The organism is Rothia terrae, assembly GCF_014705925.2.
In the GTDB taxonomy this organism is placed as follows: domain Bacteria; phylum Actinomycetota; class Actinomycetes; order Actinomycetales; family Micrococcaceae; genus Rothia; species Rothia terrae.
Genome location: NZ_CP061539.1, coordinates 788,856 through 810,515, shown reverse-complemented (window position 1 = coordinate 810,515; position 21,660 = coordinate 788,856). Strand labels below are relative to the sequence as shown.

General features: G+C 53.0%; 26 protein-coding genes, 1 pseudogene and 1 riboswitch. Of the genes and pseudogenes, 8 read left to right on the top strand and 19 right to left on the bottom strand.

Translation table 11 applies throughout. The annotated features are described in order from the left end of the window. Position 1: 1 nt before the first annotated feature. Both IDM49_RS03810 and tpx read right to left on the bottom strand, forming a co-directional pair. Positions 2-448 carry an OsmC family protein gene (locus IDM49_RS03810; RefSeq protein ID WP_168614981.1) on the bottom strand — a complete coding sequence of 149 codons (447 nt, stop codon included), beginning with the start codon at positions 446-448 and terminating at the stop codon, positions 2-4. 167 nt (positions 449-615) lie between these two features. Beyond that, on the bottom strand, positions 616-1,116 hold the full coding sequence (tpx, locus tag IDM49_RS03805) for a thiol peroxidase (protein WP_168614980.1): 501 nt from the start codon (positions 1,114-1,116) through the stop codon (positions 616-618). 141 nt (positions 1,117-1,257) lie between these two features. Between tpx and IDM49_RS03800 the strand changes: the two genes are divergently transcribed. Beyond that, a complete protein-coding gene (locus IDM49_RS03800) occupies positions 1,258-2,328 on the top strand; it encodes a lipoate--protein ligase family protein (protein WP_190725074.1) in 1,071 nt (356 codons plus the stop codon). A gap of 78 nt (positions 2,329-2,406) precedes the next feature. On the opposite strand, the gene IDM49_RS03795 is transcribed toward IDM49_RS03800, so the two are convergent. The 6 genes from IDM49_RS03795 to thiM form a co-directional block, all read right to left on the bottom strand. Then, positions 2,407-3,372: a DMT family transporter gene (locus IDM49_RS03795; RefSeq protein WP_190725073.1), complete on the bottom strand. Its 966-nt coding sequence runs from the start codon at positions 3,370-3,372 to the stop codon at positions 2,407-2,409. 135 nt (positions 3,373-3,507) lie between these two features. Next, positions 3,508-4,857 carry an MFS transporter gene (locus tag IDM49_RS03790; protein ID WP_190725072.1) on the bottom strand — a complete coding sequence of 450 codons (1,350 nt, stop codon included), beginning with the start codon at positions 4,855-4,857 and terminating at the stop codon, positions 3,508-3,510. Between the two features lie 14 nt (positions 4,858-4,871). Next, positions 4,872-5,816, bottom strand: a complete 945-nt coding sequence (locus tag IDM49_RS03785; RefSeq protein WP_190725071.1) for a patatin-like phospholipase family protein — start codon at positions 5,814-5,816, stop codon at positions 4,872-4,874. A 31-nt stretch (positions 5,817-5,847) separates the two neighbouring features. Continuing rightward, on the bottom strand, positions 5,848-7,437 hold the full coding sequence (locus IDM49_RS03780) for a bifunctional hydroxymethylpyrimidine kinase/phosphomethylpyrimidine kinase (protein WP_190725070.1): 1,590 nt from the start codon (positions 7,435-7,437) through the stop codon (positions 5,848-5,850). Between the two features lie 2 nt (positions 7,438-7,439). Beyond that, the gene (locus tag IDM49_RS03775) at positions 7,440-8,189 is read right to left on the bottom strand and encodes a thiamine phosphate synthase (RefSeq protein ID WP_190725069.1); all 750 of its coding nucleotides are present in this window, start codon (positions 8,187-8,189) and stop codon (positions 7,440-7,442) included. Between the two features lie 9 nt (positions 8,190-8,198). Continuing rightward, a complete protein-coding gene (gene thiM / locus IDM49_RS03770) occupies positions 8,199-9,020 on the bottom strand; it encodes a hydroxyethylthiazole kinase (RefSeq protein WP_190725068.1) in 822 nt (273 codons plus the stop codon). Continuing rightward, positions 9,010-9,108: riboswitch (TPP riboswitch) on the bottom strand. It overlaps the preceding gene by 11 nt. Positions 9,109-9,248: 140 nt before the next feature. Here thiM and IDM49_RS03765 point away from each other — a divergent pair. Then, positions 9,249-9,590, top strand: coding sequence for a DUF952 domain-containing protein (locus IDM49_RS03765; protein WP_168614972.1), 342 nt, complete (start codon positions 9,249-9,251; stop codon positions 9,588-9,590). Between the two features lie 78 nt (positions 9,591-9,668). Here the strand turns inward: IDM49_RS03765 and IDM49_RS03760 are convergent, their stop codons facing one another. Further along, complete coding sequence (locus IDM49_RS03760; RefSeq protein WP_193836676.1) at positions 9,669-10,007, bottom strand: hypothetical protein; 339 nt, start codon at positions 10,005-10,007, stop codon at positions 9,669-9,671. 132 nt (positions 10,008-10,139) lie between these two features. Next, a pseudogene (locus IDM49_RS03755) lies at positions 10,140-10,500 on the bottom strand (zinc ribbon domain-containing protein YjdM). Positions 10,501-10,688: 188 nt separating this feature from the next. Between IDM49_RS03755 and IDM49_RS03750 the strand changes: the two are divergent. Further along, positions 10,689-11,930, top strand: a complete 1,242-nt coding sequence (locus IDM49_RS03750; protein WP_190725066.1) for a glutaminase — start codon at positions 10,689-10,691, stop codon at positions 11,928-11,930. A gap of 75 nt (positions 11,931-12,005) precedes the next feature. On the opposite strand, the gene IDM49_RS03745 is transcribed toward IDM49_RS03750, so the two are convergent. The 3 genes from IDM49_RS03745 to IDM49_RS03735 are packed head-to-tail and all read right to left on the bottom strand — an operon-like array spanning position 12,006 to position 13,522. Beyond that, complete coding sequence (locus IDM49_RS03745) at positions 12,006-12,506, bottom strand: 2'-5' RNA ligase family protein (RefSeq protein ID WP_168614968.1); 501 nt, start codon at positions 12,504-12,506, stop codon at positions 12,006-12,008. 52 nt (positions 12,507-12,558) lie between these two features. Next, positions 12,559-12,960, bottom strand: a complete 402-nt coding sequence (locus IDM49_RS03740; RefSeq protein WP_403215252.1) for an amidohydrolase family protein — start codon at positions 12,958-12,960, stop codon at positions 12,559-12,561. After that, on the bottom strand, positions 12,956-13,522 hold the full coding sequence (locus IDM49_RS03735; RefSeq protein WP_190725064.1) for an amidohydrolase family protein: 567 nt from the start codon (positions 13,520-13,522) through the stop codon (positions 12,956-12,958). The genes IDM49_RS03740 and IDM49_RS03735 overlap by 5 nt, the downstream gene beginning before the upstream one ends. 286 nt (positions 13,523-13,808) lie before the next feature. Here IDM49_RS03735 and IDM49_RS03730 point away from each other — a divergent pair, with 286 nt between their 5' ends. Beyond that, positions 13,809-13,982 carry a hypothetical protein gene (locus tag IDM49_RS03730; protein ID WP_190725063.1) on the top strand — a complete coding sequence of 58 codons (174 nt, stop codon included), beginning with the start codon at positions 13,809-13,811 and terminating at the stop codon, positions 13,980-13,982. 140 nt (positions 13,983-14,122) lie between these two features. Here IDM49_RS03730 and IDM49_RS03725 read toward each other — a convergent pair whose 3' ends face one another. The 4 genes from IDM49_RS03725 to ychF all read right to left on the bottom strand — a co-directional run bounded on the left by IDM49_RS03725 (position 14,123) and on the right by ychF (position 16,373). Further along, entirely contained in the window at positions 14,123-14,401 is a 279-nt protein-coding gene (locus IDM49_RS03725; protein WP_190725062.1) for a nuclear transport factor 2 family protein, read from the bottom strand. Continuing rightward, the gene (locus IDM49_RS12410) at positions 14,367-14,501 is read right to left on the bottom strand and encodes a hypothetical protein (RefSeq protein ID WP_265578804.1); all 135 of its coding nucleotides are present in this window, start codon (positions 14,499-14,501) and stop codon (positions 14,367-14,369) included. The genes IDM49_RS03725 and IDM49_RS12410 overlap by 35 nt, the downstream gene beginning before the upstream one ends. Positions 14,502-14,578: 77 nt before the next feature. Then, complete coding sequence (locus IDM49_RS12215) at positions 14,579-15,067, bottom strand: hypothetical protein (protein ID WP_228008176.1); 489 nt, start codon at positions 15,065-15,067, stop codon at positions 14,579-14,581. Between the two features lie 220 nt (positions 15,068-15,287). Beyond that, entirely contained in the window at positions 15,288-16,373 is a 1,086-nt protein-coding gene (gene ychF / locus IDM49_RS03715; RefSeq protein ID WP_190725061.1) for a redox-regulated ATPase YchF, read from the bottom strand. Between the two features lie 214 nt (positions 16,374-16,587). Here ychF and IDM49_RS03710 point away from each other — a divergent pair, with 214 nt between their 5' ends. Genes IDM49_RS03710 through IDM49_RS03695 form a run of 4 tightly spaced genes read left to right on the top strand, consistent with a single transcriptional unit; the run spans position 16,588 to position 20,005 of the window. After that, entirely contained in the window at positions 16,588-17,490 is a 903-nt protein-coding gene (locus IDM49_RS03710; protein ID WP_190725060.1) for an ABC transporter ATP-binding protein, read from the top strand. 17 nt (positions 17,491-17,507) lie between these two features. After that, positions 17,508-18,272, top strand: a complete 765-nt coding sequence (locus tag IDM49_RS03705; RefSeq protein ID WP_190725059.1) for an ABC transporter permease — start codon at positions 17,508-17,510, stop codon at positions 18,270-18,272. A gap of 15 nt (positions 18,273-18,287) precedes the next feature. Beyond that, complete coding sequence (locus tag IDM49_RS03700; RefSeq protein WP_190725058.1) at positions 18,288-19,397, top strand: sensor histidine kinase; 1,110 nt, start codon at positions 18,288-18,290, stop codon at positions 19,395-19,397. Beyond that, positions 19,394-20,005 (top strand): response regulator transcription factor, encoded by a 612-nt coding sequence (locus tag IDM49_RS03695; RefSeq protein WP_190725057.1) that lies wholly within the window; start codon positions 19,394-19,396, stop codon positions 20,003-20,005. The genes IDM49_RS03700 and IDM49_RS03695 overlap by 4 nt, the downstream gene beginning before the upstream one ends. A gap of 54 nt (positions 20,006-20,059) precedes the next feature. On the opposite strand, the gene IDM49_RS03690 is transcribed toward IDM49_RS03695, so the two are convergent. Then, positions 20,060-20,443 carry a DMT family transporter gene (locus IDM49_RS03690; RefSeq protein WP_168614964.1) on the bottom strand — a complete coding sequence of 128 codons (384 nt, stop codon included), beginning with the start codon at positions 20,441-20,443 and terminating at the stop codon, positions 20,060-20,062. Positions 20,444-20,553: 110 nt separating this feature from the next. After that, the gene (locus IDM49_RS03685; RefSeq protein WP_168614963.1) at positions 20,554-21,654 is read right to left on the bottom strand and encodes a 4-hydroxy-3-methylbut-2-enyl diphosphate reductase; all 1,101 of its coding nucleotides are present in this window, start codon (positions 21,652-21,654) and stop codon (positions 20,554-20,556) included. Between the last annotated feature and the right edge of the window lie 6 nt (positions 21,655-21,660).

Here is a 21,660-nt window from a genome sequence, read left to right as displayed (position 1 = left end):
CTTACGCGTTTTCGTTGATGAAATTGACGGATGCGCCGTGTTCGACAGTGCGCGAAACGGTGCAGTCTTTTTCTGCTGAAAGTTTGATGAGGCGATCGACCATTCCCTGTGCCTTTTCACCATCAGCGTCGGCCGGGAATTTCACATTGAAACTGACCTCGATATCGTCCAGGCTGACGGCACCGTTATCGTCTTTGCGAATGCCCGAGGACAGTACCTCGAACGTTTCGGGTTCGCTACGGCGAGAGGTGACGACGTCAACGTCAACAGACGAGCATCCTGCAATAGCTGCCAGCAGGAGCTCGACCGGAGTGAGCATCCCCTCGCCTTGCCCGAAATCGAGGGTATCGCCGTTTTTATTGGTGGCGCGGTAGTGCTTTTGTCCAACGCGTTCCACTTTAACTGCGCGGTAGTTGGGGTCTTGTGCACGCTCGTTGTTTTCGCTCATGTCAGGCGTCCTTTCAGAAGATTTTTCTTACCCCAGTATAAGGACGCGAGTACTCGAAATATTCCTGAGTGGTGCCCGCATTTGCGAAGACGGACACCGCATACACACTACAACGGCCCCGCCGCTACATAGCGACGAGGCCGAACAAAGTTAAAAGCTGTAACGCGTTACTTCTTGAGCGCGTCCAAAGCTGCCTGGTAGTTAGGCTCTTCGGTGATTTCGGGAACGAGCTCGGTGTAGATAACTTCGCCCTCGGTGTTGATGATGACAACTGCGCGCGCCAGCAGACCTGCCAGAGGGCCGTCTTCCATCTTCACGCCGTAGTCTTCACCGAATGATGAGCGGAATGCTGAGGTTGCCTCAACGTTTTCGATGCCCTCAGCAGCGCAGAAGCGTCCCAGTGCGAAGGGAAGGTCCTGTGAAACACCTACAACAACGGTGTTTTCGAGCTTGGTAGCGTCCTGGTTGAACTGGCGGACTGACTGTGCGCAGACGCCGGTGTCGATGGACGGGAAGATATTGAGAACGATGTTCTTACCTGAGTACTTATCAGCGCTGACGTCTTCGAGGTCGGTGTTGACGGTCAAAAACGCCGGTGCGAGCGCGCCTACTGCGGGCAGCTCGCCAACGGTGTGTACTTCAGTTCCTTGGAATTTAGTTTCAGCCATATCTTTATTGTGGGTCACATATCAGCACTTTGTACAGGTAGAAAACGTAATTAAGCTGATTGCCAAGTCTGCCTGCGGGTAAAGATTGGCTGGTTGCGAACTTCCTATACAAGCTGTTGGGCCGGGCATAGACTCTGCTGCATGAACACGAATTCCTTCCATTTTGAGTACAAGGTTCCCGGCGGAAAACTGCTCGTTGCAGATGTAACCGTTGAGGACACCATCATTACCTCAACGCTTATTTCAGGGGACTATTTTCTAGAGCCTGAAGAGGCTTTCGACGATATGACGCAGGCGTTGGTCGATGCGTCCACCAAAGATTCTGCCGATGAGCTGAAGAACCGCCTGGACGCGTCACTCGCTAAATACGGTGAGTCGCTTGCGCTCCATGGATTCTCTACCGCTGATGTGGCTCTCGTGGTTAAACGAGCTGTATCCGGCGCCAAGGATTTCACCGATTACGAGTGGGAGGTTCTCAACCCCGGCCCGCTTCCCTCACCTTTGAATGTTGCTCTTGACCAGTACCTGCTTGAAGAAGTGCAGGCAGGACGCCGCGGCCCCACCATGCGCATCTGGGACTGGGAAGATCGCGCGGTAGTCTTTGGCTCATACCAGTCGTACCAAAACGAAATTAACCAAGAAGGCGTTGAGAAGCACGGTATACAGGCGGTTCGACGCATCTCTGGCGGCGGTGCCATGTTCATGGAAGCCGGCAACTGCGTAACCTACTCGCTGTACCTCCCTGAAGAACTCGTTGCTGGTCTGAGCTACGAGCAGTCTTACGAGTACCTGGATCAGTGGGTTTTGGCGGCATTGAAAAAACTGGGTGTCAATGCCTGGTACCAGCCGATCAATGACATCACATCGGATAACGGCAAGATTGGTGGTGCCGCACAAAAGCGTATTAACGGTGCAGTTCTACACCACGTCACTATGTCCTACGATATCGATGCCGATAAGATGATGGACGTTTTGCGCATCGGTAAGGTCAAAATCGTTGACAAGGGAATCCGCTCAGCGAAGAAGCGAGTAGACCCGCTACGCCGTCAAACCGGTGCGACCCGCGAAGAAGTGGTGCAGACCCTCATCGACACTTTCACCTCCCGCTACGCCTCTCACATGGGCAAACTCAGCGAAGCTGATTTGGCAGCCGGTCAAAAGCTCGTTGAGGAGAAGTTCTCCACCGAGCAGTGGCGTCATCGCGTGCCATAAAGCGCACCTTACCCGCCGTACAAACATGAAAGGACGCGTCCCTTGACTCAGGGGCGCGTCCTGTCGCGTGAGATGCCTTTACGTCAGGCGCACCAGCGCAATGCCGATGACCATGACGCCCAGACTGAGCACCTGCGTCAGCGTTACTGCCCGCTGCGGAGCCTGCAGAAGCCCAAATTTGTCGACCATGAGCGAGCCGGTAATCATGCCGGTCAAAGCCGCCATAATCGTCAGCCCGGTGCCGAGAACGGGCACAAGAAGCGCGTTACCGGCAACAAACAGCGCACCAAGCACGCCGCCAAAGTACATCCACCAGGGGTTCTTCGTCTTGCCTTGAGGCGCGCGGATGCGAATTTTCAGCTTGAGCACGCAAGCAATCAGGGCTAAAACGATGGTACCAACGGTGAAAGATACAAATGCTGACTTAGCGCTTGAACCGAGAACTACGCCGAGGTGACCGTTGATAGCTGACTGGGCGGCCATCAAGAAACCTGTTCCCAGTGCGAGCGCGCGCCAGCCCCACAGCCCCGCGTCCTGTCCATCAGAGGGCGAAGAATCTGAAGGCAGATTTTTATGAGAGCGCTTTTGCCCCAGAACTACGGCACCAACCACGCCGGCGATTACCAGCAAGATACCGAGTAGCCGGGTGATATTGAGGGTTTGTTGGGCTGAGTAGAACAGCCCGAAAGTATCGATAATCAGCCCCATAATAATCTGTCCGGTAATCGGCAGAATCGCGGTTTGAACTCCACCGATTTTGGGAAAGATAAAGATGTTAGTGGTGAGACCAATAACGCCGAATAAACCGCCGAGCCACAGCCACGCGGGGTTCTGCGCGATGGTGCTGAGCGGAAAGAGCACGGAGCCATTCACGCATAAGGTAACGATGAACAAAAACACCGTACCGCCAATGAACGAAATCAAGGACGAGAGAAAGGGCGATCCTACAGATTCACGCAGCCGCGAGTTCAGGCAGGTCTGGATAGGTAGCAGCAAGCCTGCCAGCACGCCAATACCTACACCGAATGTTTCAAGCCCCTGCATATCTAATGTCCTTTCACCCGCCTCTGTTCATTTTTATTGTAGGTGAAAGTATCTGCGGACCGTCATCTCGCCCGTTCTCACTTAGGACGCTATGTTCAGAAGTAGTAACTGTTGGGCAGTAGTGCCTGCTGCCAGTTAGCCTCTGTGCGAGGGCGGGTATTTTGAGAGCAAATATTTTTTGGCTTGGGGGTACTCACGCAGAATCATGCAGATTCCCAGTACTCCGACTACCAGCTGGGACGCCATTGCCCACTTGAACGGTTGCATGGCGTAGGTGTCGGGTGAGCCAGCGCCCTGCGCATCCAGCAGAAGGCCAACGATCAGCATCATCGAAAAAGCACCAACGTAACCGCCCATGTTGGCGATGCCGGTGGCTACGCCGCGTTGCGTCAGTGGTGCGTGAGCACGAACGAGCTCGAAGGCGACCATCGAAATGGGACTACTCATTCCAAGCACAATGACCAGCGTAAAGAGTAGCCACAGCGGAGGTTGACCGGGCATCAAGACGATGATTGCCCACAAAATTTGTGAGCAGATGACCAGTCCTAGCACCATGTGTACGCGGTAGCTGGCAAAACGGGTGAGCAAGCCGCCCGCAAAAACGCCGAAGACGAGTGTGGTGATGATGATGGTGGTAATCAGCATCGCTGCAACACCTTGCGAATAGCCTAGACCGCCGGTCACAAACGGGGTGCCCCACAGCAGGGTGAAGTTGAAAATCGTGAAAGATGTTGACAGGTGCACCCAAAACGCCATACGTATACCCGGGCGCTTGAGCAGTGCCTTGAGTGCCGGAAAAATACCGCTGGAGTTTGGCCCGGTAATCGGTAGCGCCTCGGTAATCGGCGATGCCTGATGAGCTTGTTCGAGGTTAGCCTGTTCAAAGTGTTGCTGGGCTTTCTTGCCGCGCAAACGTTGCAGAACGGTGTTCTGGCGCGGGTTATCGCGCAGAATAACAGCGGATGCGAGCGCCACGATCAGGCAGAGAACAGCGAGGACGCTGAAGCCTCCTTGCCATCCGGCGGCGGCAACCAGCATCACCAGCGGGGTGACGGCAATAATCTGCCCGATTTGTCCGATGTTGCCGCTGAGCTGGTTCATCACGGGAATCTGTTTGAAACCGAACCATTCAGAGATGAGCCGGACCATTGAGGTGAAGATGCACGCGTCCCCCGCACCAACGAGGATGCGGGCGATAATTGCAACGGGAATGGAGTCTGAGGCTCCTAGCAGGAACTGGCCAGCTGCCATTGCGCTGAGGCCGCTGGTAATCAGGGTTGGTGCGCCCCAGCGATCAAGCGCAATGCCTACGGGAATCTGCGCACCGGCGTACACTACCAGTTGCACGGTGAGGAAGGTAGACAGCGCGGTTGCTTCGGCGCCAAAGTGCTCTTGGGCAACGGGGCCGAGGGCAGAAAACGAGCTTCGGTTGATGACAGCTAGCACGTAGGCAAGTACGCTCACCGCCCAAATGAGCCATTTCATGAGTGCTTTACCTCCTATCGGCGTGAGCGCTGGTCAAGGTTGAGCGGAGCGAGCGCCGCTTGCATGGTGGTTTTGCCGATGTCCACCGCACGTTTGAGTGTTTGAGTGTTGCTGTTGACCATGGAGATTTTCGGCGCGTCTGCAGGCGGTGCTACCTGCAATACGCGGTCAGAAGATTCGTGCATCAGAATCTCAATCTCCTGCTTGCGCCGGTTGCGAAGCTCCCAGGTGTGCGCTGAACCAGGCGTGTGTTTTTCCATCCAACGGGTGACAACGCGCTGCTTGTATTTGTTGGTAGCCGGTAGCTCAATGCTCGGGGCTTTGGTGCGGATGACCAGTACATGCGTAGCGCCGTCAGCAAGAGCAGTTTCAACGGGTACGTTCTCCGTCATACCGCCGTCAATAAACCGGCGTCCGGCAAGCTCCACCGGCTGTCCGGAAAGCACGGGGATGCGCGCGGTCGCCTTCATCGCTTTTTTCAGGCTGGGAACATCGGTGATGAAGGGGTGAAGGTCAACGTTTTCACCGGTGTCAGCGTCGGTTGCGATAGCGTGATACTCCACGTCTGAGGCGATGATGTCGTCAAAACCCATGTGCGTGATGTTCTGGTACACGTAATCGATCAGGTAGTCGCCATCAACGATAGGCTTACGCGCCAGCACGTTGCAAAAATTGATGATTGATTTCATCGATTCCGGCTCCCACCAGCCGAACATATTAGCGTTGGCGCGCTGGCAGACAAACCAGGCGGCGTTCAGCGCACCGGCTGAGGTGCCGTAGACCGCGTCAAAAACATCCACAAGTCCGTAGTCTTCGAGCACGCCCACCATGCCACCGCCGTAGGCAGCGCGTGAACTTCCGCCTTCCAGCACAAGGGCTAACCGCGCATCGTCAGTACGATGCAGGGGAAGAGAGTTTGATTCATAGCGTTGCTGAATAAGTTCTAAGGTGGGGTGCATAAAGCCTAACTTTACTGCACACTTTTTGTACTTAGCGCATACGGCTAGCCTGGTCGAAAAATTCACGCTCCCAGAGGCTTGCTTCGATAAACGCGCGCATGGCTTGTTCACGTTCGGGTGCAGAAGCAGCCGCTAACAGACTTTCAACGATAGCAATCGCCTGTTGAGTAGAACGGGTAAAAGCTTCGTCCTGATAGGTGGTCAGCCACGCATGGTAAGGGTGATCTTCAGTGTTGATTTCGCTGAGTCGAAGGCCTATTTCTGCGTACATCCAATAACAGGGCAGAACGGCGGCTGCACCTACAACGTAGCTTTCTAATGCAGTGTTTGCTAACAGGTGGTTGGTGTACCCGGCAGTAATGGGCGTGATAGCCATCGAGGCTACCTGGGTCAGCTCCTCACCGGTAACCTCAGCCAACCACGTATGGTGAAGAACCTGTTCCACAGAGATAGCTGAGGCGCTACCGGAACTCCAAAACACGGTGTGCACCGGGTCTGCTGCTCGTGCCGCCAACGCCGCTAAGGCACGCGCGTAGCGGTTGAGGTAGTGCGCGTCCTGACGCTGATAAGCGGTGAACTCCCAGGTTTCAAGAGTTCCTTCCCGCAAAACGGTGAGAAAGTCATCGAACAGGGTCTGCTCTAAGATGTCGTGCGTTAGCTGCGCCAGCAGATGCGTCCACTGACCGGCAGGTTGGATGCGGTAACGTGCCACGGCGTCAGCGTGCGGCAATAAGTCGGAGGAAGGATCTGAGGCGAGCGCCTGCAGATCCACAGTTTGCGATAACCACGGTGTGTTGAGCGCATGAGCGGCGAGAGTACGCGCCCGGTGCGAGTGGTCAATGGGACCGTGCCCCGTGCCAACCTGCAGTCCATCGGCCGCCCTAATGGAATCATGTAGCCAACGCGACACCCAGCCTAAAGCATCCTGGGGGTTCTCTCCTGCCGCGAGCCGGGTAGCCAGCGCCGACGACTGTGAGCAACCGGTGCCGTGAGTTGATTTTGTTTGAATGCGAGGTTGCATGGTGGTCGCAACAATACCGTGCGCATCCACCAGATGATTGATAATGCGCTCTCCGTCAAGATGCCCGCCCTTCACCGCGACCAGCACATCGTACTGCTGCGCCAGTGTACGCGCCGCATCAATCGCGCCCTCATCACTGAGAATGCTCCCGCTTTCGCATCCTGCCAGAATTTCAAGCTCTGGAGCATTGGGAGTTAGCACCGTTGCACGGTGAAAAAGCTGACGCAGATGCTGCTCGGCGTCCTCATCGATGAGTCTGTCGCCTGAGGTTGCAACCATTACCGGATCAATGACCACAATCGGCGGTTTTGTTTTCTCTAGCCACTGGTTGACAGCATCAATATAGGCAGTTTGTCCGAGCATACCAATCTTCACAGCATCGACAATCACGTCTGCTGAGACCGATTCCAACTGGATGGTAAGCACTGAGGCGTCGGGGTAATGTACATCAGTTACCCCGTGAGTGTTCTGCGAAACCAGTGCGGTCACCGCTCCCATAGCGTAGCCGCCGGCAGCAGTAATAGATTTAATATCGGCGTGGATTCCAGCGCCACCAGTGGGGTCTGTTCCCGCAATGGAAAGTACACGAGGAATAGCCATCTCTATGCTCCTTGAGCGTTTGCAGTGAAAGTTTCACCCGGTTGACGGGCATGGTTGAACAGGCGCACCATCTCGCGGGCTTCTTGACCAGGGGCGGGTGAAGCCACCAGCGCTGAAACCACCGCGATGTTATGGACGCTCGGCGCCAGATGCGCAATATCGGCTGTTTTAATGCCACCGATGGCTGTGGTAGGTACTTTAAGTTCGTCCGCAAGGCGAGCAATTCCGTCGAATCCAAGCGGTGGTGGAGCATCCGTTTTAGTGGCGGTCGCCCGCAAAACACCAACACCTGCCGAGTCAATCACGTCAGCTAGCCGGTTAGCCTCAACGATCTCTGCCGGTTGCGAGACCGACCAGCCAATCTGTGCGTCTTGGCCTATCAGTTTTCGGACGCTACTCGGGTGAAGGTCGGTTTGGCCGATGTGCACCCCCGCAAGCTGAGCGCCAGCTTCGCGTGCTGCTAAATAAACATCGACCCTGTCATTGATGATTAAATCCGCTGTGCCAGCGGTGACGTCTGAGACTGCTAACGAAAGGTCATAAAAATACCTGGCTTCTACGTTCTTCCAGCGCAGTTGAACGGTTGAGACTCCCGCCGCAACGACAGTCTCTACCAGCTGAGTCGTCAAATCGATAGCCGCGCTGTGACGCTCTGCCTCACTTCTAAAGTGCCGCTCGGGGGCATGAGTCGCCAGGGAAAGCGGCGGATCCGTCACCAAGTAAATTCCAGGCCGCGGTGAGTTCTGTTGCACGGTCGCCACCTATTCTTTATCGGTGGCGAGCTGTCGTACAGCGAGAAGTCGTTCCACGTCATCTTCGCTCACGTTCGCAAGAGCATCCAGGAAATTCGCGGCAAAAGTACCGGGACCGGCTGACACCTCTTGGGCCTGTTGAGCGGCAATCCCGTACACTGCATGTGCCGCAACCGTGCCCCACAAGGCATCCTCGGTGACAGAAACACAGGCACCAATCCCCGCACCCAATGCACACCCCGAGCCGGTTACTTTGGTCTGAATGGCATGGCCGTTAGCGCATTGGTAGTGGCGTTCGCCGTCCGTAATAAAGTCTGCGCTTCCCGATACCGCGACCACGGTCTTGTGCTTTTTCGCCAGTTCTATGGCGCTCCCGTGTGCGTCCTGCACCTGAGCTGTGCTGTCTGCGCCTCGGGCGGCTGCACCACCGCACAGGGCAATAATTTCGGAGGCATTACCGCGAATCACTGTGGGCCGGTAGTTCAATAGCTCATGGGCTAGACGGGTGCGAACCTTCAACGCACCAACAGCCACAGGGTCTAGTACCCAGGGAGTCTGAGAATGGTGAGCGGACTGTGCCGCTTCTGGAATCGCCAACTGCTGGCTAGTGCCGATAGTGCCTAAATTGATCAGCGTTGCAGATGAGATAGCCGCAAAATCTCCGGCCTCACCGGGCACATCCACCATCGCAGGCGATGCCCCAGCCGCCAATAAAACATTGGCGCTAAACCCCTGAACCACTGTGTTCGTGAGGCACTGCACCAGTGGGTTATGGGTGGGTAATGCTTTCCATACATCGTAAATACGTCGCACAAGAGCTACTTCGCTCATTGTCCATTCCTCCGCTCGAATTACCGAGATCAGGTTCAAACGGGTATTTTCTCAGCCTCCCTGCATAGAGACACCCCGTGGCAATACGCAACACACTACACCTGTTAACCCTAGTCAGAGAAGAGTAAACAGATATTTGACAGTATTTTTTACGAAAATATGTGAAAAGTTAATTCTTTGGTTGCACAGAGTTCTTTTATCAGAGCACTCACCCACTAAGCTATCTATATGTTGTTTCATCTCGCTCTGCCCGAAGACTTTGCCGTAGCTCAAGACACCGGCGTTTACACCGTTTCAACCCGCGGTCGCACTATTGACGAGGTTGGCTTTATTCACTGCTCAGCGTCCGTCGAACAGGTGCGCGAAGTGTGGCAGGCTTTTTACAGCGACCGTGAAGACATTCTTCTGCTCGCCATCAACGAGGACGCGGTTGAAGCAGAAGGTCTCACTATCAAGTTTGAAAACAGCGATCCCAACGATGCTGAATCCGAGATTTTCCCGCATATTTACGGCGGTCCGCTCCCCCTGTCTACCCTGAAAATTCAGTCATCTGGACTTCCACTGAACTAGCATCGGAACACCCCAATACTTATATAAAAGAAGCCGGCACCTTATGAAAAGGTGCCGACTTCTTTGTTCTAAATGAAATTAGTTGACCTCGTGTGAGAGGTGGTCGTATGAGTTTTTAGCCTGCTCGAAAGCTACGCTTTCTGCCAGCAGATAGATGTCACCGGAGTTACGGTCGAACGCAACTACAGGCCATGAACCTGACGGTGTCTCTTCGAATTCGACGGCTTTCTTCGGTGCGCAGAACGTCACCACCCAGCGAGGGTCGTCTTCAGGGCTACCATCAAAGAGGTCAATCCCGAGAGGGCTTTTGCCGGGGTATTCCTGCAGGTTCCAGCCTTCACCGGCTTCGGGGAAGCTCTTGTAGAAGGACTGCTTATCTTCGTAGACTTCGAGAGTCTTGCCAAAAGGTGTTTCCATGTAAGCCATACTACAACCCGCTCGCAGTAAATAAGTAGTATGAGCAATGGTGTTTCAAGTGGCTATCCCAGACTGCAGGACGCCCGCTACCAGTAACGCTTTTTCTCTGGCTCACCTACAGGAACAAGAAGGCTATTTAGCCTTCTTCACGACAGAGGACTTGAGGTACATCTGGCCTGCGCCGGGAACCTTCGCTTCAATATCGTGACCGTTGACAGGTGACTCCAGTAGGCGAATACCGCGAACCTTAGTGCCGGCCTTGATATCAGCACCGCCCTTGGCTTTCAGACCCTTAGCAATAGTAACGGTGTCACCGTCTACTAATTCGTTACCCACCGCGTCCTTCACGACCGCCACTGCAACCTCGGAGGTTTCAGCATCAGCAGCATCCGCGGACCACTCATGACCGCACATAGGGCACACCAAAAAGCGCACCGTTTTCGTAGGTGTAGTCTTCTGAACATTCGGGGCAAGCGGGCAAAGTATCAGCCATGAGGATCCCTTGTCTGTGTGAGTCGCATTAACGCGCATCATGCTTTAAAAATACTAAACGGTAGATATCACCCAGCTGACCTGTTAGCGGCGGAAAGCTTCGAGCTTTCTATCACCATTGATAGCGAAAAGAGCGCCAATAGTTATATAAAAGTATATTGCCCAACTTCACTATCCAAGACAGGACAGATGCGTACACCTATCCCCGATTATTTGACGGAAATCCTCGACTCGGTTCGCGATATTAAAGACGGCGAAGTTGCCGACTACATTCCAGCACTGAAGGACGCTGACCCTAACCTGCTGGGTATCGCCATGACCACCGCTGAGGGACACACCTATTCTGCCGGTGATGTTGAGGCTGAGTTCTCTATCCAGTCCATGTCTAAGCCCTTTGCCTACGCTGCGACCTTGACTGACCGCGGCATCGATTTCGTGGAGACCAAAATCGATGTTGAGCCCTCGGGTGATGCTTTCAACGACCTTTCAATTGAAGAAGACACCAAGCGTCCCAAGAACGCCATGATTAATGCCGGTGCCATTTTGGCCCACCAGATGCTCATCGGTGAGGACGCGACAATGCAAGAACGCGTTGACCGCGTGACTGATTTCTTCTCGGCACTGGCTGGCCGCAAGCTGACCATGGATAAAGAAGTGTTCCAGTCAGAAATGGATCATTCCCACCGCAACCTTGCTTTTGCGCACATGCTGACCAGCTACGGCATGATGGAAGGCAAGGCTCACGAGGCAGTTGCGGGCTATACCGCCCAGTGCTCCATTTTGGTCAATGTTCAGGATATTGCAATGATGAGCGCAACCCTCGCAACCGGTGGTGTACACCCGGTAACCGGTGAGCGCGTGATTAAACGCAGCGTGGTGCGTCATGTGCTGTCCGTGATGGCGTCCTCGGGTATGTACGATTCTGCCGGTGAGTGGTTTACAGATGTTGGAATTCCGGCGAAATCAGGTGTTGCCGGCGGTATTCTCGGCGCGATTCCTGGGCAGCTGGGTGTAGGTGTGTTTTCTCCTCTCCTGGATTCTCACGGCAACAGTGTGCGCGGCGTTGAGGTTTTCAAGCGCATGTCATCGGATATGTCCATGCACATGATGGAAGTTGACGGTGTGGTGTCGCGCTCCGTTCGCACCCTCAATACGGGTGATGACACCAGCATCGTGACGTTGCAGGGCAGCTTTACCTTCAACGCAGCGGAAAGCCTGCTCTACCGTTTGGAGAATGAGAAGCTCAGCTCTAAGGTCGTTTTCGATGTGAGCCGTGTTGAACGTTTTACCGGTGTGGGCCGCCGTATGACGCTTGAGGCGATGCGCCGACTGTGTGCAGAAGGCAAGCAGGTAGGCCTGGCAGACCCCGAGGGCGTACTGCCCAAGCCCGACATGGGCGACGGCACGTACCCGTTCGAGTACTGCGGCTAACTACAAAGGTGACCACGAAAGCGTCATTTTCCCCGGTTTTATCGGGCGAAAATGACGCTTTCGTGGTAACATCTGTCACGGCGCAAGCTGAGTTTCTTCACCCAGCTGAGGCCGCCAGTAAACTGCCCGCTCAGCCGTCAGTTCTCTGACATAAGGAGACGTTAGTTCATCCAGCGCCCGAATATAATCGGGCACTATCTCGCGTGGAAGTCGCAGACCCAAGGTCAGATGCGGAACCCAACGCGAACCGCGTCCTTCCGGATTGAGGGCGCTGAGCTGGCGAGCAGCGTCCTCGAGATCATCAGATGCCTCTAGTAGCCACGCCACTGTTTGCTTACGTTTCACGCCAAAGGTGACAATGCCAGCTCGTCGCAAGAACGAAGGTACGCACCCCGGCAGAACCTCCTGCGCCCGATGCACCACTGCAGCGTCCATCTCTGGTGCAAATGTAAGAGAAATATGCGGACTTTGATGCTGCCTGGGAAAACCCAGAGCTTCGAGTTTGTCGAAAAGCTCGCGCACATACGCATCATCACGAGCAGACAGCCTCAACAAAATGTTCTCAGGCGATGGCACTAATGATTCCCTTCCTCACCGCGTAAGAGACCGTTAGATCACCAATTCGCCCTCACGCACGACGACTTGCCCGCCGGCTATCACCATCACCGTACGGCGACCACAAATCCCGAATGCCATCCGTACCAAGCCCTAAACGCACGCTGTTGTTCTTCATCAGCTGCAGCGGCAGACGGGCAGACCCCACAGGAGCGACAGTTGACCACAATACACCGGCCTCGCCCAGCTCTTTCAGCAAAGACTCCTGGCGCGATGCAGGAACAGTACTCAACGCAAATCCGTGAGCAATGTTGACCTTGCCCTGGAGACCAAACGCGTGGATGCGCTCCAGAATCATCTCGTATTCAAAATGACCCAGTGTCCCCGCATCGTGCAAGTGAATATCCAAACCGCAGTCGTATTTTGAAGCGATTTCAAAAAGCTGATCGAGCTGCCCCGCAGGATCACGATCAATCAGGCAAGGATCGAGACCACCGATATGAGCGACGCCAGGGCTCGCAGCTTTTTTCGAGTAAGTCGCGGACGCCAGGGCGACGGATCACACCGTCTCGAGGGAAGGCTACGACCTCAACTTCTACGGCGTTTTGCAGGTTCTCTACAGCTTCAGCAACAGTTTCAAGCCCGCGAAGACCAACTCCCAAATCAACATCGATATGAGAGCGGATGCGCGTGGTGCCGAAGGCCAGCATCTGGCACAAAACGGTTTCAGTCACTTGGGTACTAGGAATGTTGAACTCATCCCGCTTTTCTCGCTCGAAAGAGATGCGCCCCTGAGTGCTGGGCTCAGCACGATTAGACACCCAGTCGCGGTGCAACCAGCTTTTATCGATGTGCGCGTGAGCATTCACAAAACCCGGCAGAGCCAGAAGCCCTTTTCCGTCGATAATCGTTGCATCTTGCGGCGCGGTTATTTCGGGTTCTTTGCGAGAAATCTGCCCGTCTTCAATCAGAAAATCTGTGGTCTCAGCACCGTTGCTTGCAGACCACTCACGAACGTTTTTGAGTACAAGAGTCATGGTTTTAGCCTATCAATTTTGGGGTGTGCAAGACCTTTTCTCCGGCAAGAATATGCCTTGCCATGGCGTCTTTTACTCTCGCACTACGGCGGCAGATTCGCATCCGAAACCGCACACAAATCCTGGGAGAGGTACCCGTTATTACTTGATTATTAAATCTATTTACACTAGCCAGAGCATTATTTATCAGATTTTTTGCAGTTTTTTCAACAAAACAGTTACTTTTACTTACAAGTATTTACTAGGCTAGAAATTGTTCAAACCAAAAGATCCACAAGAAAAGCTTGTGGGCAACCCAGAGGAGATGAACACCATGAAGAAGCTGACTACTACCCTTGCTGGTGCAACTCTTGCAACCGCTACCCTGTTTGGCACAGCTGCTCCTGCAAATGCTGCTGACACTAAAACCTGTCGGACGCAGAGTACAACAAGCTGGTTCAGGAAGACTGGGGTCTCATGATTAATGAGTACTTCCCCGGCGTCTACATCCCCAACCTTGGCTACTAAGATTGGGCTAGCCTGACTGGAAGAAGACTTCCAGTCGACTTTCTTCAAGAAACCCACCCCTAGCGGGTGGGTTTCTTTATTTAAGATTTCTTTTTAACGGCCCAAGTTAACAATGCTTTCGGCACATAGCCAGCGCCCATTTTCCTGCACAAACTTCTGTTCTACATGCAGCGGCCATGCTTGGCCCGTGCCGTCGGCTCTATACCCGGTGATGATATCGCCGACCACCTTAGCCTCGGAATGAGGTAGAACAGAAATGCTCACTCCCTTCTCGATGACTTGGTGGTAAACAAACTCCTCCGACTCGATGCCGCGCATCCACTCATCCAGCGGTTGTCTATAGCCAATCATATGCACCAGCACAGGCGTCATCCGTGAAGCACTCTCTCAACGCAATGGTGTCAGCAGCATCCATTGCGGCCAGCTGCGCTTTCCAATTATCTGCGATTCCTTCTTTAGCCTGGTGGGACATTTACTTTCCTTAACAAAAAATGAGTTGCCAGATGGTTGGATTATCTGGCAACTCACTTGCACATGAGGCTCTACACCTTATGCAGTTGCAGGACCTTCATCGTTGGGGTCAGCTGCAGGGTCTGAAACGACATCTGCGGGAGCCTTATCAGCGATCTTCTGAGCCTTCTTGTCAGCCTTCTCAGCTTCCTTTTCTGCCTTCTTTTCCACCTTAGCCGCATCCTTTTCTGCCTGAGCAAGCTCCTTGTCAGCCTGCTTCTCTGCCTTAGCGAGGTCCTTTTCTGCCTGCTTTTCAGCCTTAGCTTCAGCACGGTTTTCCTTAACCTCTTCAGTCTTAGCCTTAGCTTTTTCAGCACCGGTTGCAGCGGCTTCCTTAGCCTTGTCAGCAACAATGGGAGCCTTTTCGCTGATGGTCTCCTGTGCTGTCTTTACGGTTTCCTGAACCTTGGGGTCATTCCACACGTTGTTAGCCTGGGTCTTGAGCTTTTCGTAGCTGCCACGGCCTGCACGTGCACCGAGTACGTAGCCAACACCTGCGCCAGCTACAAATGCCAAACGAGTCTTCATAGTAAATACCTCTTGTTTGAAGTGAGCGGTTACTGTTTGTCATTATGCCAAACAACCCAAAGTGGTCCGCCTCATAACACACCAAGTTCACCGAACTTTTATCAAGTGGGCTGATTATTTTTCACAGGGTACGCAAAACCCCTAGCGTTCCGCTCATCCACTGGGACTTTAAGTCCTTCTGGTGAGCGGAACGCTAGGGGTTACGATGCATCAGCCGGGGTTAGACGTTGAAGCGGAACTCTACAACATCGCCGTCAGCCATGATGTAGTCCTTACCTTCCATACGGACCTTGCCCTTTGCCTTCGCTTCCTGCATGGAGCCAGCGGCATCAAGGTCTTCGAATGAGACAACCTCAGCCTTAATGAAGCCGCGCTCGAAGTCGGTGTGAATAACACCAGCAGCCTGCGGAGCGGTGTCGCCCTTTGAGATGGTCCACGCGCGTGATTCCTTAGGACCTGCGGTGAGGTAGGTCTGTAGCCCCAAGGTGGAGAAGCCAACGCGTGCAAGCTTGTCTAGGCCTGACTCGTCCTGACCTGACATTTCGAGCATCTCGCGCGCTTCTTCTTCGTCGAGTTCAACCATGTCAGCTTCGAGCTTGGCGTCCAAGAAGACAGCCTCAGCAGGCGCAACGAGGTCGCGCAGCTCTTTCTGCTTTTCTTCAGATGCCAGGACGCCTTCGTCTGAGTTGAAGACGTAGATAAAAGGCTTGGTGGTGAGCAAGTTCAGCTCGCGTAAAAGTGCGAAGTCCAGCTTCGCCTCGTCCTTCTTAGAGATCAGGGTGTCGCCTGCTTCAAGGACGGTCTGAGCCTTCTTGTATTCTTCAAGCTGGGCGGCGTCGCCCTTCTTGATTTTTACAGCCTTCTCAAGGCGCGGAATAGCATTTTCGAGGGTCTGCAGGTCGGCAAGAACCAGCTCGGTGTTGATGGTTTCCATGTCGGACGCGGGATCAACCTTGCCGTCAACGTGGATTACGTCGGGATCATCGAAGGCACGAACAACCTGCGCGATAGCGTGTGCTTCGCGGATGTTTGCCAGGAACTGGTTGCCCAGGCCTTCGCCCTCGGACGCACCGCGAACGATACCCGCAATATCAACGAAGGAGACAGTTGCGGGCAGGATTCGCTCGGAACCGAAGATTTCAGCTAGACGATTCAGACGCTCGTCGGGAAGGTTCACAACACCGATATTGGGTTCGATGGTTGCGAAGGGGTAGTTTGCTGCCAGGATGTTGTTCTTGGTCAGCGCGTTGAAGAGGGTTGACTTGCCAACGTTGGGCAGACCAACAATGCCGATAGTAAGAGCCACGGAAAATAAACCTTTGTTTGTGGACGTTCTTTTGCCTCTAGTCTACTAGGCACAGCAAGGCGCGCGCTTGTTCCGATGCGAACAAGGCAGGTGAGTTTGGTTTTACTTTGCTGAAGTTATGACCCTAGAAGCTCTGCGAACCGTGACAAATGTCAGTTCTAAGTGATGACTTTTAGCATCTGTGCCTTCAGTTTGACAAGTGCAAACTATAAATATGAATACAGCAGTAAACGTTGAAAACGTCTCAAAGACATTTAGAGCCACGACAGGTTCAGTAGAAGCAGTCAAGGACGTCAGCTTCAGTATCCCTCGGGGCGAAGTTGTTGCCCTGCTCGGTGAAAATGGTGCTGGGAAATCAACTCTCATAGACATGCTTTTAGGGTTATCTGTCCCTTCATCCGGTTCAGTTGAACTCATGAGTGAATCCCCTGTCGAAGCCGTACGTCACTCTCTGGTAAGCGCAATGTTGCAGGCTGGTGGGTTGCTCAAAGAGTTGACGGTTAAAGACCAAGTGGCAATGGTAGCTTCAACATATAAGAATTCAACCGGTGCGCAACAGGTTCTTACCGAAGCTGGTATTACTGATATAGCTTCGCAAAAAATTGGTAAGTGCTCCGGCGGTCAGCAACAGAAGGTTAAGTTCGCTATCGCGCTTCTTGGGAATCCAGAAATTCTAATCTTGGATGAACCCACAACCGGAATGGACGTAAATGCTCGCAAAACGTTCTGGGATTCAATGCACGCTTTGGCGGATGCAGGAAAGACGATTATTTTCGCTACTCATTACCTTGAAGAAGCAGAGGAATTTGCTGATCGCATCATCATGATGGCCCACGGACAAGTGATTGCCGATGGGACTACAACCAAGATTCGTACCTTAAACGGTCTCCGAAAAATATCTTTTTCCCTACCAGGCGAACAACATTTAGAACTCACCCCCGAGCAGAAACAGCTCTGGGGAATCACCAATCTCATCAGTAATGGTACGGAGTATTCAATGAGATGCGCATCCGTAGAGAACTTTCTCCCCTATGTGCTCTCTTCATACGAAGTTAGTGACTTACAAATTATCCGTCCAACTCTTGCCGAGGCGTTCAGCAAACTCGCTCACGCATAGCTATAGAAAGTACTCTCATGCAATTAATTCGTTTCATTGGATATGACCTCAAACAATCACTTCTCAACGGTTCCGCGTTGTTCAACCTCATCATCATTCCGTGCGGAATGTACCTCATCTTTGGCGCCGCTCAAGATTACGGTTCCTACAGTTTTAGGAGTGGTAATTTTGCCGCCTACGTCATGATTGGCATGTGTATTTACGGTGCAACGTTAGGCGCAATGTCAGCTGCAGGTAACACCGCGACTGAACTTGACGCCGGGTGGGGGCGTCAACTAGCACTCACGCCACTAACGAATACACAACATAGCTTGGTCCATGCAACAAAAGCTCTAGTCACCACACTAGTTCCGGTTTTAGGTGTCAATGTGGTGGCGGTTGCAACTAACGTTAAAATCCCCCTCAATCAACAAATTGTTTGTTCTCTCATTGCAGTGACGACTGGAATTATTTTCTCTTTCTACGCTGTTGCTATGGTGAGACTTTTCAAGAGCTCACGAGCAGTCTCAATTGCTTCGGGTATCATGTTGTTCTTTTCATTCTTCGGAACCACTTTCAACCCTCTTCCATTAGATCTGCTGAAAATCGCTCGGTTCACCCCAATGTATGGTGTTACGGAGCTTTCGCGTTACGCTTTTACTGGTGGCGATACGCTCACTACTGATAGTGCAAACATGATTACCACTGAACCCTTATGGTACGCAACGGCTAATTTTCTAATATGGGGCACGTTCTTTGTGGGACTGTGCTTTGCCCTACGTAACCGTGCTAAAACTCGCTAGTGGATAGAGCCTCCCATGAACACCTCAGCACTTCGTACCTTTGATAAGGCTGTAGCAGTAAACGCAGGTATATGGCTTATCTTTTTGGGATACCCTCTGCAGTATTTGTGGGCAGACTCTGGATATACTCCAGTTCAAACGTATGGTGGCACAGCAAGCATCATTGTTTTTTGTGCTATTTACATTCTTGCTTTTGGCGCAAATAAACTGGTTGTTGCTCCATCAGTTTTAGTACGAACACTATCCTGGAGTGGTTTATTACTCTTACCAACCTTGGGGCTTTTTCTAGCTCTAGGCCCTTGGATTCTATTTCTCTCCACCTACTTCGTTTCTCTGTGGGCTTTTACCGTTCCAGCAGTGGGCATCAAGGTTGGTAGCGGCATCACTATTATTAGCTACCTTGTGATGTACTTTTTCGCCCCAGAGGTTTGGGATAACGGCGGTTACGGTTTTGTCATTGGCGCAGGTTTTGTCTTAATCGTTGCTCAACTGATGCGTATTGGTGAGGTTCGTCGCGCTAAAGACGCTGAACTAGCTCAGTCAAAACAAGCAGAACAAATTGCTCGCGACGTCCATGATATTTTGGGACACTCGTTGACTGTTATCAATCTCAAAGCTGAATTAGCATCAGCACTCGCTTCTTCGCAACCTGACAGGGCGGTCGAGGAGATGCAACAGATCGCCGAGCTGTCTCGAACTGCACTTGCAGAAGTACGAGCCACCGTGACTCGTATGAAAAAACCAGATTTCGCTGGGGAACTTGAAGCAGCGGAACGAGCACTTAATACCGCTTTTATAACAGCTCATCTGCCCTCTAATGATCAGGCGAAAGTACCCGGTAATAATGCCACGCTCTTTAGCTGGGTTTTGCGAGAAGCTATCACCAACGTGATACGCCATTCACACGCTAATAATTGTTGGGTGGCAATAGACCCCGAGCGAATAGAAATTGTAGACGACGGGTTGGACACACAGTTCGCGCCGGGTAATGGGCTGATTGGTCTTCGAGATAGAGTGCAAGAAGCAGGAGGCGACTTCTTCTTATCGACCACTCATATGACTCGCATATTGGTCACCATGAACGGCGATACTAGCCCCCTTGTTAAGACAGGAACTATACAGTGAATACCATCAAAATTCTGATTGCAGATGATCAGCAACTTATTCGCGAGGCTCTGGGTACTTTGCTCTCTTTGCAACCGGATATAGAGCTTGTAGGTTCTTGTGGACGTGGTGACGAAGTGATGCCACTCGTTCAGGAGACTAAGCCTGATGTCGTGTTGCTTGATATTGAGATGCCCGGACTTTCGGGAATTGAAGTTGCGACACAGCTGAAGGCACACAAATTCGATGTTCGGCCTCTCATTGTCACAACTTTTGGACGCCCCGGTTATCTTTCACGCGCCTTAGAAGCTGGTGCCAGCGGATTTATCGTTAAAGATACTCCGGCTTCTCAGTTAGCGGAGACTATTCGTAAAGTGCATTCTGGTCTACGAGTGGTTGACCCGGCTCTAGCTGCTGAGAGTTTTTCGGTCGGTGCGTCACCGTTGAGCACACGCGAGCGCGAAGTTCTGGTGTCTTCTAAAGAGGGCGCATCTGTTTTGCTGATAGCCAAACGGCTCCACCTGTCTCAAGGAACTGTTCGCAATCATCTCTCGAACGCTATCGCAAAACTCGACGCTGAGAACCGCTTTGATGCGGCGCGCAAGGCTGAGCAGAACGGGTGGCTATAGGTTTCGGCGTCACATCGGGCTCAGCTCAGACTTTTTATCTGTTATGCCCCGCGCCTAAACCTCATGCTCGGGTATGTCGATAATATCGATAACACCGGTCATGGGGCCGACGGCTTCGTGCGCTCCCCCGCCGAGGTTGATGATGACGACGCCGGCGATAATGAGCGCCACGCCTACAACCTTTACAAGGCTCAGCGGCTCGCCCAAAAAGGCTACACCTATCGCGACAATCGCTGCAGTGCCCAGCCCGGACCACATCGCGTACGCTACGCCCACGGGGATTACCTTGACTGCCTGGGCAAGGCCGAAGAACGATACAGCGTAAAGTGTCAAGCAACCTAGCGTCGGTAGCAAACGGGTAAAACCCTCAGTGGTTTTCAGCAGGGACGTTGCTAGAAGTTCTGCGCCGATGGCTAGCGTCAAAAAGAGGTAGGGCATGTGGTGTTCCTGAATGCTGTGGTCAATGTGTGCATAATTTCTCTACAAATAAATGAGGTACCGTAGGTTCAACCTTGAACCTACGGTACCTCTTACGCTCAGGCGAAAGCCTAGCGAGTTGGCTTCGAGCCGCGTCCGCCTAGCTGGCGTCCTTCGGCTTCAGTACCCTTTAGCGCAGACCGCAGTTCCTTAGGCAGGGAGAAGAGAATGTCTTCTTTAGCGGTCTCAACTTCTTCAACGCTTGAGTACCCGTAATCTGACAGCAGACGCAACACGTCCTGCACGAGAACATCGGGCACAGAGGCGCCGGAAGTTACACCAACCGTTGCTACGCCTTCAAACCATGCCTCATCTACCTCGTGGGCGAAGTCGACCAGGTATGCCTGCTTTGCACCGTACTCCAGGGCGACCTCTTTCAAACGCACTGAGTTTGATGAGTTGGTGGATCCCACAACAATCACCAAATCGGCGTTGGGAGCGATCTCCTTGATAGCGCCCTGACGGTTTGAGGTCGCGTAGCAGATGTCGTCTGACGGCGGGTTCTGCAACGAGGGAAAACGCTCTTTAAGACGCTCAACGGTTTCAAGGGTCTCATCGACAGACAAAGTGGTCTGCGACAGCCACACAACCTTCTCAGGATCGCGTACTGTTACCTGGTCAACTTCATCAGGTGAATTCACAATCTGGATGTGTTCGGGAGCCTCACCAGCGGTGCCTTCAACTTCTTCGTGACCGGTGTGACCAATCAGCAGAATGTCGTAGTCCTGCTTTGCAAAACGCACAGCTTCGCGGTGAACCTTATTCACCAGCGGGCAGGTCGCGTCAATAGTGTTGAGCTGGCGTTCAGCAGCCGAGTTCACCACAGCGGGTGAGACACCGTGCGCTGAGAACACGGTGACTGAGCCCTCGGGAACCTCATCAACATCGTCCACAAAAATTGCGCCCTGCGCCTCTAATGTCTCAACCACGTGGCGGTTGTGCACAATCTGCTTGCGCACGTACACAGGAGCGCCGTAGTGTTCCAAAGCCTTTTCAACTGCAATCACCGCGCGGTCAACGCCAGCGCAGTAACCGCGAGGGGCAGCAAGAAGAACCTTCTTCTCACCGAGTACAGGGGCTGCCACCTCAACTTCTTCGCGAGTACGACGGACGCGCGGTACATGGGGCAGACCGAGAGAAACAGAATTGTTTTCGACTGAAAGTGCAGACATAGTCTC

Excerpts from the sequence above, each read along its gene's own strand:
- IDM49_RS03810 (WP_168614981.1), bottom strand. The coding sequence starts at position 448 with ATGAGCGAAAACAACGAGCGTGCACAAGACCCCAACTACCGCGCAGTT.
- tpx (WP_168614980.1), bottom strand. The coding sequence starts at position 1,116 with ATGGCTGAAACTAAATTCCAAGGAACTGAAGTACACACCGTTGGCGAG.
- IDM49_RS03800 (WP_190725074.1), top strand. The coding sequence starts at position 1,258 with ATGAACACGAATTCCTTCCATTTTGAGTACAAGGTTCCCGGCGGAAAA.
- IDM49_RS03795 (WP_190725073.1), bottom strand. The coding sequence starts at position 3,372 with ATGCAGGGGCTTGAAACATTCGGTGTAGGTATTGGCGTGCTGGCAGGC.
- IDM49_RS03790 (WP_190725072.1), bottom strand. The coding sequence starts at position 4,857 with ATGAAATGGCTCATTTGGGCGGTGAGCGTACTTGCCTACGTGCTAGCT.
- IDM49_RS03785 (WP_190725071.1), bottom strand. The coding sequence starts at position 5,816 with ATGCACCCCACCTTAGAACTTATTCAGCAACGCTATGAATCAAACTCT.
- IDM49_RS03780 (WP_190725070.1), bottom strand. The coding sequence starts at position 7,437 with ATGGCTATTCCTCGTGTACTTTCCATTGCGGGAACAGACCCCACTGGT.
- thiM (WP_190725068.1), bottom strand. The coding sequence starts at position 9,020 with ATGAGCGAAGTAGCTCTTGTGCGACGTATTTACGATGTATGGAAAGCA.
- IDM49_RS03765 (WP_168614972.1), top strand. The coding sequence starts at position 9,249 with ATGTTGTTTCATCTCGCTCTGCCCGAAGACTTTGCCGTAGCTCAAGAC.
- IDM49_RS03760 (WP_193836676.1), bottom strand. The coding sequence starts at position 10,007 with ATGGAAACACCTTTTGGCAAGACTCTCGAAGTCTACGAAGATAAGCAG.
- IDM49_RS03750 (WP_190725066.1), top strand. The coding sequence starts at position 10,689 with ATGCGTACACCTATCCCCGATTATTTGACGGAAATCCTCGACTCGGTT.
- IDM49_RS03735 (WP_190725064.1), bottom strand. The coding sequence starts at position 13,522 with ATGACTCTTGTACTCAAAAACGTTCGTGAGTGGTCTGCAAGCAACGGT.
- IDM49_RS03725 (WP_190725062.1), bottom strand. The coding sequence starts at position 14,401 with ATGACGCCTGTGCTGGTGCATATGATTGGCTATAGACAACCGCTGGAT.
- IDM49_RS12410 (WP_265578804.1), bottom strand. The coding sequence starts at position 14,501 with ATGTCCCACCAGGCTAAAGAAGGAATCGCAGATAATTGGAAAGCGCAG.
- IDM49_RS12215 (WP_228008176.1), bottom strand. The coding sequence starts at position 15,067 with ATGAAGACTCGTTTGGCATTTGTAGCTGGCGCAGGTGTTGGCTACGTA.
- IDM49_RS03710 (WP_190725060.1), top strand. The coding sequence starts at position 16,588 with ATGAATACAGCAGTAAACGTTGAAAACGTCTCAAAGACATTTAGAGCC.
- IDM49_RS03705 (WP_190725059.1), top strand. The coding sequence starts at position 17,508 with ATGCAATTAATTCGTTTCATTGGATATGACCTCAAACAATCACTTCTC.
- IDM49_RS03700 (WP_190725058.1), top strand. The coding sequence starts at position 18,288 with ATGAACACCTCAGCACTTCGTACCTTTGATAAGGCTGTAGCAGTAAAC.
- IDM49_RS03690 (WP_168614964.1), bottom strand. The coding sequence starts at position 20,443 with ATGCCCTACCTCTTTTTGACGCTAGCCATCGGCGCAGAACTTCTAGCA.
- IDM49_RS03685 (WP_168614963.1), bottom strand. The coding sequence starts at position 21,654 with ATGTCTGCACTTTCAGTCGAAAACAATTCTGTTTCTCTCGGTCTGCCC.